Origin of the sequence: Prevotella sp. kh1p2 (assembly GCF_900111525.1) — a bacterium.
GTDB lineage: Bacteria > Bacteroidota > Bacteroidia > Bacteroidales > Bacteroidaceae > Prevotella.
This window is the reverse complement of record NZ_FOHY01000019.1, coordinates 24103-38003: the sequence shown is the minus strand read 5'-3', so window position 1 is coordinate 38003 and position 13901 is coordinate 24103. Positions and strand designations below refer to the sequence as shown.

Here is a 13901-nt window from a genome sequence, read left to right as displayed (position 1 = left end):
ATCCGATTACATCGGAACATAAACCACGTTTTTCTCTTTAAACCACTCTTCGTCAAACCATTCGGAAATCGGATATACTTCAGCTATCCGGCGATAAGGCTTTAATTCTTGACTCAAATCACCACCTTTCAAGACTATCAGACCATTGGGCATGGCGTTCCGTTGCTTTTTAGCCACATTCTTTTTCACAATCTTCATCAAATCCGGAAGTGGCATAACAGCCCTGCTTACAATGAAGTCATACTTGCCGGTTTCGTTTTCTCCACGCTGATGTTCGGCTACGATATTGCGTAAGCCAATAGACTTGCAAACTTCTTGGGCCACATGGACTTTCTTTCCGGTGCCGTCAATCAGTTTAAAGCTACAGTTTGGTAACATGATTGCCAAAGGCACACCGGGGAAGCCGCCACCAGTACCAAAATCCAAGATAGTTGTTTTCGGTTTGAAACGAAAGGCTTTGGCTATTGCCAAGGAGTGAAGCACATGATGCTCGTAAAGATTTTCGATGTCCTTACGAGATATCACGTTGATTTTAGAGTTCCAGTCCTCGTACAGCTTTTGCAGTGCAGCAAACTGATTCTTCTGTTCAGCTGTGATGTTCGGAAAATATTTGGTGATTATTTCTGTCATTTCAGGAATTTGTTTAAATCACTTTTGTCGAATTCAACTCTTATTTCACTAACATTGTGAGGAGCAATTTCATCTTCGCAATAAATGAATGTCAGCTTGTCTTTTCCGAGAATGAAGTTCTCAGGGATGTAAACCTCGTGATCAGCGAATATATACTTCTTCTGTAACTCCTCAAGATTGTTGGCCGAGAATTTATCTTGCAGTTCCTTCAGCATCATATCTTTCAAGCTTTCTTCATAGCCGGATACAAAGATATCGCCTAAAGCGAGGAGTTGTCCGGTCTTAACATTAAAGTTTTTAGCTATCGTTTGTTTAATTGCATGTTCACCACCAGCATAAGTGACGATAGTCGCAACATAGTTGATGATATCATCGCTGCTGTTCAGAGTCTTGGTCTTTACCTCATAGGTACAGTTATATGCAGTTCTGTGTCCACGATCTTCGCGATAAAGCGGAGCGTATTCTCGCTTATAATCGGAAACATAACGGGTAATAAAAGAGTCAACTGCATGTTCAAATGGAATGTTTTCTTTACCCAGCGACAAGTAATCAGGCATCAATATACCGGCATGCAGCAACGATTCGTTCATCTTTTGTGCATTCTCGCCTTTCTTGAAATACTGAAGCGAAAGCGACACTTTACATTGAGGAGGATTGGCTTCCTCGGTCAAATTGATGACCGTATCAACGACTATAGAGTCAAGTTCCACACCCTCGATACGAGCAGTCTGCTCCTGTTTCTGCCCGCACGAGGCTATTAAAAGAATTGCAATCAGTGCAAAAAGAAATTTCTTCATAAGGGTGCAAATATACGAAGAAAAAAGAAATAATGAAAAAATATTGCGTTAATCTGCTCAAAATGAAGTAACTTTGCAAACTAAACGATGAGGTTATGACATCAACTTTAAGCGAGATATTATTTACTAAGAAAGCTGCGCTGTTTGATTTGGATGGCGTTGTCTTCGATACAGAACCGCAATACACCCGTTTCTGGGAACGAATGGGAAGCGACACCCATCCTGACATTCCCGATTTTGCTCATATTATAAAGGGACAAACACTCACTCAGATATTCGATAAACATTATCCGAATCAGACGGACCTGCAAGAACAGATAGTGGCAGAATTGGATGTGTTCGAAAAAAACATGGAGTTTAACTACCTTCCCGGTTTCGAACAGTTCATGAAAGATATCAAGCAATTAGGCTTGAAGACTGCTGTTGTTACCAGTAGTAATCATTCGAAAATGAAGAGTGTTTACACTCATCATCCGGAATTCACAGGTATGTTTGATAAGATATTTACTGCCGAAGACTTCACGGAAAGCAAGCCGAGCCCTGAATGTTATCTCATCGGAGCCAGACATTTCGGCTTCAAGCCGCAGGATTGCATCGGATTTGAAGATAGCTTTAACGGTCTTAAATCCGTACAAGGAGCAGGCATGTACGTAGTAGGAGTAGCTTCTACCAATTCTCCGGATGCGATTGCCCCTTATTCAAACCTTGTCATAGACAATTTTCTGTAGTTACAACGGTCATCTTTTATGGATACTCAAAACACCCCCATACACATCAATCTGTGGCACCGTGATTTCTGGTCGATGTCGTTAGCATACCTGCTGCTTGCGATGGCTGTATGTTGCTACATTCCCATGATACCTCTGTTCATCGAAAAGTTCGGACTTAGCAGTCTGCAAACAGGTATTATGGTCGGCACTTTTGGCTTGGGAAACTTGGCTTTAGGCTCTTTGTGTTCATGGCTGGTACAAAGATACAGGCGAAACAAGATGTTTATATTGAATGCCTTTATCGTGGCAGCAGACATGCTTCTGATGTTTTACCTTTCAGAAACATCTTCCATGCTGCCTTTACCAGACACCTATTATATACTGCTGGCTCTGTGTTTCGTGTTGGGAGCTTCATTCGGATTGGCTGAAAAGATTTTGATAAGCACGCTGGTCATTGATAAATGCGAGTCTTTCCAACGTACAGAAGCCAACCACCATACATCTTGGTTCGGCCGGTTTGCAATTTCCCTGGGCCCATTGGCAACGCTTTTGCTGGATCAATTCCATGAAGACATGTTTGCATATCTGTTGCCTCCGATACTTGTTCTGATGTCTATCATGTTGATATCCTCGGTATCCTTCCCCTTTAAGACACCGGATGACGATGTGAAGCTGTTCAGTCTCGACCACTTCTTCTTGCCTCAAGGTATATGGCTGTTCCTCAATTTGCTGCTGATAACAACAGTTGTTGGCATCGTGTTGGCAATGATGTCGACATTGCAGTTCTATGCCATGCTGATGATTGGCTTTCTTATAGCCATTCTGTCAGAGAAGTTTGTGTTCCCCAATGCCGATTTAAAAAGTGAAACCGTAACCGGATTGATAGCCATAGGCTTTGCCCTGCTGCTCTTGCTTACGCGCCATCAAGCGGTTGTCTATTACCTGTCACCTATTTTGATAGGCTTCGGCATAGGCATTATCGGAAGCCGCTTCCTGCTTTTCTTTATCAAACTGAGCAAGCACTGCCAGCGAGGCACTTCTCAAAGTACATTCACTTTGGCATGGGAATGTGGCCTAACGACTGGATTGTTGATAGGTTACTGCTGTTTTAAGCAAGATTACAAGGAGCTGTTAACCCTCGCTCTCGTTCTTGATCTGGTTGCCTTGGCTGTTTACAATTTCTTTACCCACAGGTGGTATATGGCTCATCGCAACAGATAGTGACAAAGACCGCCACCCCTTACCAATAACTCAACTAACATGGAGAAACACGATTACACCGCCCACACGTTTATTGCTGACGACAGTCAGATACCGGTCATCAGAGCCAAAGGCGGACATTATCTGGTTCTCTCGCCTCCAGGCTGTGGCAAGACGGGATGTCTGACCGAGCGCATACGCTGGGCTCACGATAAAGAAGGGGTTGCCTATGACGACATGCTCTGCCTTACATTTACCAACAGAGCTGCCCGCGGCATGTATCAGCGCATAGACGAAGCCTTCGAGGATGCGGATGTAAAGTCGGTGTTTGTAGGCAACATCCATCGTTTTTGTTCCCAGTTGCTTTACAATCATAATATTGTGCCCATCCAGACATCGGTCATTGACGAGGATGTACAGATGAGTATCATCTGCAGTTTCAGCGGAGCTGATGAGGATAAAGTCAAGTCAGAGTTCCGGCTTTCCAACGCTTGCTTCGAGGTTGTTAAGTGTTCACATTACATGTGGCAAGTTAGGCACAACGTACCGCAGGCTGTTCGCGTTGATGCCAAGGGCATTTCTTCCGATGATGTCACCGCATTCAGGTCGTTGTTGCAGCAGGAAGACAAACCGCTTACGCCCGCCAACATGCTCAACCTCTATGAGCAGATAGAGAATACGGCTGATGATTACTTGCAGCTGATAACCGAGAAGGGATTTCCACAGACCTACACGTATGCTATCAGAAAACTTCTGAGAGCCCATCAGTATGAGCGTTACAAGCAGGAAAACCAACTGATAGACTTCACTGACATTCTGCTTTATGCCTACGAGGCCTTACGAAACGACACCGAGGGCATCTATCGCAAATACCATTGGATACAAGTTGACGAAGTACAGGACCTTACGGCACTCCAACTGGCCATTATAGACTTGGTAACTGCCGACCAGGATTATACAGTTGTGTATCTGGGCGACGAGCAGCAAGCCATCTTTTCCTTTATGGGGGCAAAGATTTCTACGCTTGACGAACTCAAACGCAGATGCCTGGGACATCTTTTGCATCTCAACTACAACCACCGTTCGCCCAAATATCTGCTTGATGTTTTCAACACCTATGCTTCGCAACAGCTACGGATAGATGCCGACTTCCTGCCGCTTTCAACAAACCAAGACCGGGCGCAACCGGATTCTCTCGCCATTATCAGTAGCCGGAGCGTGTACGATGAGACAACAGACATGGTCTCACTTATCAACTATCTCTCCGTTGCTTATCCCGAAGACAGAACCGCAGTAGTGGTTTTGTCCAATACCGATGCCGATATGGTAAGCGAACATCTGGATGCTGCACTCATCAGACACTTTAAGGTGTCCGGCGTCGATGTGTTTTCGCTTCCGCAGGTGCGCCTGCTCTTTGCCCATCTGTCTGTACTTCATAACGAAGGTTATTTTCTTTCATGGGCTCAGCTGTTTGCGGGTTTCAAGCTGTTTGATAACAGTACGTCGGCTCGCGAATTTGTAAGGGAGCTGTTTCTCCATTACATCTATCCCTCAGATGCTTTACTGTATGAAGGAGGCCGCACATATATAGCCGATTTCTACGAAACTTGCAGCTCTGAGGAGGTTGTTGTTTTCGATACCGAAACCACCGGACTGGATGTCTTTGAGGACGACATCATCCAGATTGCTGCGGTCAAGTTGCGCAACGGAGAGCAAGCAGGCGAGTCCTTTAACATCTTCATTGAAACCACGAAGGAATTGCCGGAAGTCGTTGGCGGACAGCCCAATCCAATCAAAGAGGCTTACGACGAAGCCCACAAATACACCCATGCAGAGGCTCTGACGCTCTTCATGGAATACATAGGAAGCGATGCCCTGCTGGGCCACAATGTAAATTTCGACTACAACATCCTGGATGCCAACCTCAGGCGTTACCTCGGAATAGAGAGCCTGAAGGCAGAACATCCGCACGTGTTCGATACCTTGAAGATTGCCCGGATATTGGAACCGCAGCTGCAAAAATACAAACTCGAATACCTGCTGGAGCGTTTGAACCTGGAAGGAGAAAACTCTCACAACGCCTTCGACGATGTAAACGCCACCTGCAGCCTCGTTGCGCATTGCCTGCGTAAGGCTGCCGACGTGCTGCCACTGCAGCAGCAATTCCTGTCCAAATCGCAAACAATGGACAAGCTGGCCCGGTTGCGCAATGTCTATGGCGATGTTTACAACCATGCCATGCACCATCTGCGCGACCGCGGTTCCCAATCCGGCGAGCCGGCTCTTGTTTCAGAACTAAGCAAGTTCTACAAAATGCTGCTCAAGAGCGGCTACATCACGGAAATTCCCAAGCTGGAATATATCATCCGCTACATAGAGGTCGATATGTTGCAAGGCGAAGAAAACCTGTCGTTAGAGGAGCAGCTGTCACGGCATGTCATAGACCTCACAACGCTGAAAGAAGCTGATCTTTGCGGCGACGAAGTGCAGAGTCTTACCGAGAATGTCTTTGTTTCAACCATCCACAAGGCCAAGGGGCTGGAGTTTGAGAATGTCATAGTCTTCGATGTGGTTGATGGGCGCATGCCCAACCACTATAACAAGACGCCGGCAGAGAACGAGGAAGACAGCCGCAAGCTGTATGTAGCCTTGTCGCGGGCACGCAAACGCCTCTACATCATGCACAGTTCGCAGAACGACTGGGGCTATGCCCGGTACTTGAGCCCGTTTGTAAACTGCATCAAGCCCAGTTTTCAATATCAAACCATTACCGAGTTCCTGAAACAAAACACAGCTATTGCAGAACAGGACCCCATGCAATAAACAAAGGTTTTTGGCGTTATTACTGATGATGAGATTTAAATGGTTACTTCCCATAATCCTGGTAGCTTTTGCAGGATTTACCATAAGCAGCTGTACCGACGATGATTCGTTTTCTGCATCGTCGTCGGCACGCCTGTCGTTTTCAGCCGATTCCATCCGCATGGATACCGTTTTCTCCAATATCCCCACGGCCATGAAGTCGTTGTGGGTCTATAACCGCACCGGCGATGGCCTCCGTTGTACGAGCATCCGGTTAGAACGGGGCAACCAAAGTGGCTTCCGGGTCAACGTAGACGGCACCTATCTGGGTCAGCAGGGTGGATTTCAGACGCAGAATGTTGAACTCCGCAAGGGCGACAGCATTCGTGTTTTTGTCGAGTTGACCTCGCCCGAAAACGGCCGCCTGCAGCCCGTCAGATTAGAAGACAACCTCCTGTTTACCTTAGAGAACGGCAATGTACAGCGCGTGCATCTTGACGCTTATTCGTGGGATGCACAGCTGTTGCGCAATGTCCGCATTGAGAAAGATGCCGTTATCGGTGCTTCTCCTAATCCGATTGTTATCATGGGAGGCTTGACGGTAGCCCCCGGTGCAACGCTCAGGCTCGCTGCCGGGGCTTGTCTGTATTTCCATTCGGATGCCCGACTCGATGTTTACGGGCGGTTGCTGTGCGAAGGCAGTCCCGAGGCTAATGTCGTGCTGAGAGGCGACAGGACCGACCGGCTGTTCGATTATCTGCCCTACGATTATGTGAGCGGGCAATGGCAGGGTATCCGTCTGCACGGTTCTTCTTTCGGAAACAAAATCAGTTACACCGACATTCATGGCACTATGGATGGCATTTCCATTGATTCCACCGAGGCCTCACGCCCTAAGTTGGAGCTTTTTTCTTCCACTGTACACAACTGCCAGGGCTATGGGCTCAAGGCCGTGAATGCCAACGTACTCTTGGAAAACAGCCAGATAACCAACACACTCAAGGATTGCGTGTACCTGAATGGGGGAGTGGCGACCGTCAACAACTGCACCTTTGCCCAGTTCTATCCGTTCGACGGCAACCGTGGGGCAGCCTTCAGCTTTGCGAGCACATCCGGCAAGTTGACGCTCTCCTGCACCAACACGCTCATCACAGGCTATGCCGACGATGTGCTGACGGGCGTCAAGGGCGAGGGCAGCAATGCTGCAGAGTATTTGTTCGCCGATTGCATCATCCGCACTCCGCAGGTATCTGAAGACGAGAGCGCGCATTTTAAGCGCGTGATATTCGAAAATCCCAAGGATACTGCCCACACCGGCACGAAGCACTTTGCAAAGATTGACACCGAAAAACTAAGATACGACTTCCGCCTAAGCCCCGGTAGCGCTGCCGTTGACAAAGCAGATGCCGCCACGGCTGCCACTTCCGACCGCGACGGAAATGCGCGAAACGACGGAAAACCGGACGTAGGAGCCTATGAACTTAAACATTAACGGAACATGAAAAATATAAAACTTGAAGTCAATATGCAGCTTGCGCAGTTCGAAGAATTGAGCACTGACGACCAGGAACTGGTCAACAAAGCTATTGAGGCCACCCGAAATTCATACGCCAACTACAGCCATTTTCACGTTGGTGCAGCCATTCGGCTGGCCGACGGACGGGTGATGATAGGCGCCAACCAGGAGAACGCGGCCTTTCCGTCTGGCCTTTGTGCCGAGCGCACTGCCATTTTTGCTGCGCAGGCCAACTACCCGGACCAGCCTATTACAACCTTGGCTATCGCTGCCAAAAACGAGAAAGGACTGCTGGAAGAACCCGTCACACCCTGCGGAGGCTGCCGGCAGGTGATACTGGAGATTGAAGACAGGTATAAGCAACCGGTCCGCATTCTGCTTTACGGCACCAAGGGCACCTATGTCATCAAGTCCGTAAAGGATTTGATGCCGCTGTCGTTTGTCGACTCCAACATGCACTGACAAACTTTCCTACGGCTTTCCTTCCTGATAAAAAGATACATTTACAGTCTTGTTTGCCATCAACGGGAACTTTCGACAAGTGTCACACATGAATTCGACACCTGTCAAACAATCGTGCGACAAGTGTCGAAAGTTCCCGAAGCATAACTTCAGTTCTGCCGTTGATGCAGTTTTAAACCTTTAGTTGAGCCTTGCGGGGGCGTTTGCTGCCGTTTATCAGCAAACGCGGCATTCACACCGGGAGGGCAGGCGAGGGGCAACCGTGCCTTGGTAGTATCAATGCCAACTGACAAAGGTTCTGTTTTGCGGTGGGTTATCAGAAACAACACCGGGGCGTCAGCAGGCAGTTTCTTTCTGATACCGGCAAGCATGGTTTCCGTCTGGCTGATGCGCGCCACTTCTGTCGGTGTGTTTTTCCTGTAATAAATCAGTGCGTAGGTAAAGTTCTTGAATGCCTCTTGCCATTGTTGTGCAAACATATAGCAGAACCCCACCTTATAATATACGTTGCCTTTCTCGTTCTCATGGCACAGCGAAAGCTGCGTTTCATAAAGCGGCAGTGCCTGGGCATATTGCTTGAGGTTAAAGTGGCTTTCGGCCGCACAGTGATAATACACGGCACGCTCCTGGGGGGCGAAATCGGAAAGTGCCGGGAGCAAGGCATCCAGATACTTGCAAGCCTGCTCGTACTGCCATTCATAATAATAGCAAACGCCCAAATAGGCGCGAATGCGAGGGTTCAGGTTGTACTGCCGGTCGAGCTGTTGCAGGATGAGCAGAGCCTCGTGGTACTTGGCACTTTGGAAGTAGTCAATGGCCATCCCCAGCCGCTCGGAGCCGCTGGTTTGCGCACGTGCGGCCGGCGATGCAAGCAAAGTAACCATCAGCAATACCAATAACTTCCTCATCGCTCACTCCGTACGTTAGCTTACTCTGTATAAAAATCAATCAGTCGGGTAATGGCTTGCCTGCAGGCAGGGCAGAATTCGGGAGTCTCGTTGGTGCGCATCCTGCAGTCGGGATAGGCGCGGAACACTCCTTTCAGGCTGTAGCCGGCGCCTTCGTAGAAGCCTGCCAGCTTGTCTTTGCCTATCAGGTTCTCCCATTTATGGTGGAAGTTGACCTTTGTAGTCAGGTTCGGTTCCCAGGGTTCTATATCGTGCGGGTACATTGGTATCTGCTCCGCTTCGTAGGCATACTCATCTCCAAGCCCGGCAAAGCTGTGGCCGAACTCATGAACCACAACGGGGCGGTAGGACGGGTGGTGGGTCATTGACAAGTTGTAGCTGTTCAGAATGCCGCCGCCACCATACTTCTCGGTGTTTACAAGCACGATGATGTGTTCATAAGGGGTACCGGCAAGCCAGTTGTGCATGTCTTTCAGATTGAGCGTTGTCAGATAGCGGTCGCTGTAGAAGGTGTCAAAATGGGAGTGCAAGGCCGTGTTTTTCCAGATGCCTTTTGAGGGTTCGCTCGTTCCGCTTTCGCGTGAGGGCGCCTTGACGGCAATAATGTTGAACCGCGAACGCAACTTCTTGAAGGGTTCGTGGGCAAAAAGGGCATCGACGGCAATGCGGGCATCGCTCAGGAAAACATCCATTTCCGACTCCTGATAGCCTTCAGCCAGATAGGCTATGTGGATGCAGTGCGCCGTGTCTGCTGCCTGCTGCAAGGTAACATAGGGCGTTACGTCTTTTTCGCCGATGTGGCGGATAAGGATATCGGCGGGCAGTACCCGGTGCGTATAAGCTGCCATGACCTTGCGGTGGCTGTTGTAAAGCTCTATAGTCACGTCGGCCGTGTCCTTGGGCATGGGCACCAGAAAAACATTCTCAAACGATTTGCGCACAGTATGAGCCTCGGGATAGGACAGCCACTCCTGGAATAGCGTAGAGAAAGAGTTGCGGTAGATAACCTGCTGCGTGTGGTGGTCTCTCACGATAATCTGCCCATTGCCCTCAACCGGTACCTCCGACAGGCGCCGGGTCTTGCCATACCAGCCCGGCATGACGTTGAGTTGGTCGACTGCTATCTGCTGGGAGTCGGCATTCCCTGCAAAGTTATAGTCTATGCGCAGGGTCCGGTTGGTGAAAAACTGGCTGAACTCCTGGGCTGAGACCGTAAGACTGCTCAGCAAACAGACAACATAAACTGCAATATGTTTTGTGAACATGTAAGGTTGTAATTGAATTCCTGTTTGTTAATATACCCGCAAAGCGTCGCCTGCTTTTATCTGATAATTGGGCGAAAGATTATTCTTCCTGTACAGATACTTGAGCTGCATGCCGTATTTCTGCGATATGTAGTACATGCTCTCGCCCGGTTTAACGATGTGTAGTTGCTTCTTGTAGCGCTTTTCTGCTTTCTTGCGTTTCTTCTTCAGGTAGATGATGTCGCCATTGGACAGCACATCCTTTCTGTCGCGTTCATTGTATCTGGCCAATGCGCGGGCCGGTATTCCGACCTCTTCGGCTATCGACTTGAAGCTGTCTCCATCTCGTGCTATCAGGTAATAGTTCTTGTTGTACATGCGGATGGGGTGCAACTGGCGGGTCTGACCATCGACCCATACGGGCTGGTCGGTTCCGGAGCGCTTGGCCATGAACTTGTCGTAGCTGTTTGCCCTGTCGTATGTGTATAGTCTATACAGCTCAATAATCTCAATGAGTTTATCGGCATAGCGCGGATTTGTTGCGTATCCGCAGGCCTTCAAGCCTCTGGCCCAGCCCCTGTAGTCGGTTCTGTCCAGTTGGAACAGCCTGCTGTAACGGGGGCGTTGGCTCAAAAAACGGCTGTGGTCTTCGTAACTTTCATACGCATTATTGTATGCCCGGAAACATTCTCCGTAATCATCATCATTCTGGCTGATGGTTTGGCCGGTCCAGTCGTGGCATTTGATACCGAAATGGTTGTTGCCTTTTGTGGCCAGTTCGCTCAGTCCGGCGCCGCTTTCAAGTAGTCCTTGAGCCAACGTAATGCTGGCCGGAATACGGTATTTCATCATCTCCTCTATCGCCAAGTCTTTGTACTGATTAACGTAGGCTTGGTATTGCTGGTTCCATCTTATCTGCCCATAGAAGCATGAGCATGTAAAAATATACAGTAAAAGAATGAGATATCTCTTCATATTGACTTCAAGTGTTGTGATTGGCAAATTTAAGCAATAATGTTGTAATTGCTGAATGAAGCGCTTGAATTTTAAAGAATGTATAAGAATTTAACCAATTCATGTAAAAAATGTGAAAAGAGTGGGACGCTGATAATATCTTTACTATTTTTGTAAACACGTATGCAAACCATTAACGGATGAACACTAATACCAACATTATTATTGCGCTGGGTTCCAACATTGAGCAGGAGAGCAATATGGATTATGCCTTAGAGCTTTTAAGACGGCTCTTTGGGCACATCAGCGTGACTGACAAAATCTGGACGGAACCCATGGGGATGGAGGTGTCTGCCGACAAGTTTCTGAACTGCATCATCGTAACTGAATCCAAACATGGCTACGATCAGGTTTACAAAGCCATGAAGCAGATTGAACGCAAGGTAGGGAGCTACAAATCGGAAAGAAGAAGAGGCATCGTGAAAATTGATATCGACATTCTTAAATTTGGTAAATCAATTTACCATGCCAGCGACTGGGAGCGTCCCTACATCCAGCAACTGCTCAAACAGGTTCCCGTTGCACTCCTGGAATAACGGGCCATCAAAAAGAAATTTCACAAGCTGTACTTCCGTGATTTTTTACTATCTTTGCAGCAGCTTACGTGACGTAACGGGCAAAAGTCATCTGTTTTGTTGCTTGCTATGGATTTAACAGGAATCGTATATAATGAAGGATATTAAGAAAATTGTTCTTACCGGTGGTCCATGTGCCGGTAAGACAACGGCTTTGGTACGTGTCATCGAGCACTTTTCCAGCCTTGGCTTCAAAGTGTTTACCATCCCCGAAGTGCCGACTTTGTTCAGTCAGGCCGGCATGGATTACCTTACCGACAACCAGGCTTTTTTCTATGAAGGCGAAAAAGCTACACTCGAAATGCAGTTGGCACTTGAAGACAAGTTCCTGAAAATGGCCGAGCAATATCACGAGCCCTCATTGATTGTATGCGACAGAGGAGCCATGGACATTTCTGCCTACATGAAGCCGGAACTGTGGGAGCAGATAACAAAGGCCGTGGGTACCACCACCGCAGAACTGCGCGACCGGCGCTACGATGCCGTCCTGCATCTGGTGTCGGCTGCCGATGGTGCAGAACAGTTTTATACAACGACCAACAACAAGCAGCGAACGGAAGGACTTGAGCTCGCCCGCCTGCTGGACAAGAAAGTAATTGAGGCCTGGACAGGCCATCCGCACTTGCGGGTAATCAACAATCATGAGGACTTTGACAACAAACTGAACCGTGTTCTGAAAGAAATCTCCAATGTTCTTGGCATTCCGCAACCCATTGACGAGGAGCGGAAGTATATCGTGGAGGTTGTTGGAGACATACCCGACAGCATCGACAGCGAAATAACACAAACCTATCTGGTGGCCGAACCGGATTGTGAAGTCCGCCTCCGCAAGCGTGCCTGGCAGGGAAAAGACGTCTATGTGCACACCACCAAGAAGAAACTGTCGGACAAAGAGCAGTTGGAAACCGAGCGACAAATCAACAAGAACCTTTATGTCTCGCTGCTGCAACAGGCCGACCCGTACCGTCAGACCATTCAGAAAATGAGGCGGAGCTTTATCTGGAAGGGGCAGTATTTTGAACTCGATACCTTCCAAAGACCCATTAGCGGACTCACCATCCTGGAAACCAAGGGGGTGACTCAGCACGAGTCGGTCAAGTTTCCTCCATTTCTGAAGGTGTTGGAAGACATTACCGGCAATACGAAATATTACAATTATAACATTGCCATCAAGGGTAGATAAGGGCAGGAGACCAATCACGGAACTGCTGCCCGTAAGAACCAAGAGAACGAATGGCATGCTCCTCTAAGGTGTAAGTTCTGATTTCAAACCTCGAAATCAGAGCTTACACCTTATTATATTATAGCACTCAGGGAGCTACAGCATCTTGCTCTTGTCGATGATGGTTATCCTTTTGCCGTTTACCTTAATCGCCCCATCCCGCTCGAATTCTGCCAAAGCCCTTATGAGCGAGAACTTCTGGATTCCAAACGAGTCGGCTATCTCCTGCCGCGAACGCTCCAGCACGACCTCATTCGTCTGTTGCTCCCTGGCTCGTTGCAGCAACAGCGTTGCCACTTTCTCCCGAACAGAGAACAAACTGAGAAATTTCATCTTCTCGGTAAGGAACACATCAATGTTTGACAGCACGCGAATAAAGTTCATTCTGATTTTCTCATCGGTGTTAATCAGTTCCGTTAAGACGGCAGGCTGCATGCGAAAGACTTCTGCAGGCGAGTCGGTTTCAACGCTTACGGGCATGGCGTTGTCCTTTGAAAAGATAAACGCCGGAGCCACGAGATTGCCTTCGCGCAGCCGGCTTACTTCCACCTGCTTGCCCGACATGGAGGTCATGCGGCACACCAGGCTGCCTTTCAGCACGATGTCGGCATACTTGCAGGGCATGCCGGCCAGCGCATAGATGTCGTTCTTGCCATAACTCACTATCCGATAGTGCTTCCCCAGCAGGCTCATCTCTATCTCCACAGGCGTCATTCCGGCAAAAAGCGGACACTTGCCCAGTACATTCCGTATGTAGTTTTCCATTCTTTCGCATTTATATTCCATGCAAAAATAGCAAATTCTGTGCGCTAACAGAGGTT

At 48.3% G+C, this 13901-nt stretch carries 13 protein-coding genes; 7 read left to right on the top strand and 6 right to left on the bottom strand.

Features of this window, described 5'->3' with window-relative positions; all coding sequences use genetic code 11:
* Positions 1 to 6: 6 nt before the first annotated feature.
* Entirely contained in the window at positions 7 to 630 is a 624-nt protein-coding gene (rsmG, locus tag BMW31_RS11025) for a 16S rRNA (guanine(527)-N(7))-methyltransferase RsmG (protein ID WP_091825718.1), read from the bottom strand.
* On the bottom strand, positions 627 to 1427 hold the full coding sequence (locus tag BMW31_RS11020; RefSeq protein ID WP_091825714.1) for an RsiV family protein: 801 nt from the start codon (positions 1425 to 1427) through the stop codon (positions 627 to 629). The genes rsmG and BMW31_RS11020 overlap by 4 nt, the downstream gene beginning before the upstream one ends.
* 95 nt (positions 1428 to 1522) lie before the next feature.
* Between BMW31_RS11020 and BMW31_RS11015 the strand changes: the two genes are divergently transcribed.
* The 5 genes from BMW31_RS11015 to cdd are packed head-to-tail and all read left to right on the top strand — an operon-like array spanning position 1523 to position 8117.
* Positions 1523 to 2155 (top strand): HAD family hydrolase, encoded by a 633-nt coding sequence (locus BMW31_RS11015; RefSeq protein ID WP_091825712.1) that lies wholly within the window; start codon positions 1523 to 1525, stop codon positions 2153 to 2155.
* Positions 2156 to 2173: 18 nt separating this feature from the next.
* Positions 2174 to 3358, top strand: a complete 1185-nt coding sequence (locus tag BMW31_RS11010; RefSeq protein WP_091825707.1) for an MFS transporter — start codon at positions 2174 to 2176, stop codon at positions 3356 to 3358.
* Positions 3359 to 3397: 39 nt separating this feature from the next.
* Positions 3398 to 6160 (top strand): 3'-5' exonuclease, encoded by a 2763-nt coding sequence (locus tag BMW31_RS11005; protein ID WP_091825704.1) that lies wholly within the window; start codon positions 3398 to 3400, stop codon positions 6158 to 6160.
* A gap of 25 nt (positions 6161 to 6185) precedes the next feature.
* The gene (locus BMW31_RS11000; RefSeq protein ID WP_317039782.1) at positions 6186 to 7631 is read left to right on the top strand and encodes a right-handed parallel beta-helix repeat-containing protein; all 1446 of its coding nucleotides are present in this window, start codon (positions 6186 to 6188) and stop codon (positions 7629 to 7631) included.
* A gap of 6 nt (positions 7632 to 7637) precedes the next feature.
* Positions 7638 to 8117 (top strand): cytidine deaminase, encoded by a 480-nt coding sequence (gene cdd, locus BMW31_RS10995; protein ID WP_091825701.1) that lies wholly within the window; start codon positions 7638 to 7640, stop codon positions 8115 to 8117.
* 149 nt (positions 8118 to 8266) lie between these two features.
* Here the strand turns inward: cdd and BMW31_RS10990 are convergent, their stop codons facing one another.
* Genes BMW31_RS10990 through BMW31_RS10980 form a run of 3 tightly spaced genes read right to left on the bottom strand, consistent with a single transcriptional unit; the run spans position 8267 to position 11244 of the window.
* Positions 8267 to 9025 carry a tetratricopeptide repeat protein gene (locus BMW31_RS10990; protein WP_143049194.1) on the bottom strand — a complete coding sequence of 253 codons (759 nt, stop codon included), beginning with the start codon at positions 9023 to 9025 and terminating at the stop codon, positions 8267 to 8269.
* 20 nt (positions 9026 to 9045) lie between these two features.
* Complete coding sequence (locus BMW31_RS10985; protein ID WP_091825697.1) at positions 9046 to 10290, bottom strand: M64 family metallopeptidase; 1245 nt, start codon at positions 10288 to 10290, stop codon at positions 9046 to 9048.
* A gap of 27 nt (positions 10291 to 10317) precedes the next feature.
* The gene (locus tag BMW31_RS10980) at positions 10318 to 11244 is read right to left on the bottom strand and encodes a glucosaminidase domain-containing protein (RefSeq protein WP_091825694.1); all 927 of its coding nucleotides are present in this window, start codon (positions 11242 to 11244) and stop codon (positions 10318 to 10320) included.
* A 179-nt stretch (positions 11245 to 11423) separates the two neighbouring features.
* Here BMW31_RS10980 and BMW31_RS10975 point away from each other — a divergent pair, with 179 nt between their 5' ends.
* Together BMW31_RS10975 and BMW31_RS10970 are read left to right on the top strand one after the other, a co-directional pair.
* Positions 11424 to 11819: a 2-amino-4-hydroxy-6-hydroxymethyldihydropteridine diphosphokinase gene (locus BMW31_RS10975; protein ID WP_091825690.1), complete on the top strand. Its 396-nt coding sequence runs from the start codon at positions 11424 to 11426 to the stop codon at positions 11817 to 11819.
* Positions 11820 to 11952: 133 nt separating this feature from the next.
* A complete protein-coding gene (locus tag BMW31_RS10970; protein WP_091825687.1) occupies positions 11953 to 13041 on the top strand; it encodes an AAA family ATPase in 1089 nt (362 codons plus the stop codon).
* A gap of 135 nt (positions 13042 to 13176) precedes the next feature.
* On the opposite strand, the gene BMW31_RS10965 is transcribed toward BMW31_RS10970, so the two are convergent.
* Positions 13177 to 13845, bottom strand: coding sequence for a Crp/Fnr family transcriptional regulator (locus BMW31_RS10965; RefSeq protein WP_091825683.1), 669 nt, complete (start codon positions 13843 to 13845; stop codon positions 13177 to 13179).
* Positions 13846 to 13901: the final 56 nt, after the last annotated feature.

Bases quoted from the DNA above. Each gene is read 5' to 3' on its own strand.
- rsmG (WP_091825718.1), bottom strand. From the start codon at position 630: ATGACAGAAATAATCACCAAATATTTTCCGAACATCACAGCTGAACAG.
- BMW31_RS11020 (WP_091825714.1), bottom strand. From the start codon at position 1,427: ATGAAGAAATTTCTTTTTGCACTGATTGCAATTCTTTTAATAGCCTCG.
- BMW31_RS11015 (WP_091825712.1), top strand. From the start codon at position 1,523: ATGACATCAACTTTAAGCGAGATATTATTTACTAAGAAAGCTGCGCTG.
- BMW31_RS11010 (WP_091825707.1), top strand. From the start codon at position 2,174: ATGGATACTCAAAACACCCCCATACACATCAATCTGTGGCACCGTGAT.
- BMW31_RS11005 (WP_091825704.1), top strand. From the start codon at position 3,398: ATGGAGAAACACGATTACACCGCCCACACGTTTATTGCTGACGACAGT.
- BMW31_RS11000 (WP_317039782.1), top strand. From the start codon at position 6,186: ATGATGAGATTTAAATGGTTACTTCCCATAATCCTGGTAGCTTTTGCA.
- cdd (WP_091825701.1), top strand. From the start codon at position 7,638: ATGAAAAATATAAAACTTGAAGTCAATATGCAGCTTGCGCAGTTCGAA.
- BMW31_RS10990 (WP_143049194.1), bottom strand. From the start codon at position 9,025: ATGAGGAAGTTATTGGTATTGCTGATGGTTACTTTGCTTGCATCGCCG.
- BMW31_RS10985 (WP_091825697.1), bottom strand. From the start codon at position 10,290: ATGTTCACAAAACATATTGCAGTTTATGTTGTCTGTTTGCTGAGCAGT.
- BMW31_RS10980 (WP_091825694.1), bottom strand. From the start codon at position 11,244: ATGAAGAGATATCTCATTCTTTTACTGTATATTTTTACATGCTCATGC.
- BMW31_RS10975 (WP_091825690.1), top strand. From the start codon at position 11,424: ATGAACACTAATACCAACATTATTATTGCGCTGGGTTCCAACATTGAG.
- BMW31_RS10970 (WP_091825687.1), top strand. From the start codon at position 11,953: ATGAAGGATATTAAGAAAATTGTTCTTACCGGTGGTCCATGTGCCGGT.
- BMW31_RS10965 (WP_091825683.1), bottom strand. From the start codon at position 13,845: ATGGAAAACTACATACGGAATGTACTGGGCAAGTGTCCGCTTTTTGCC.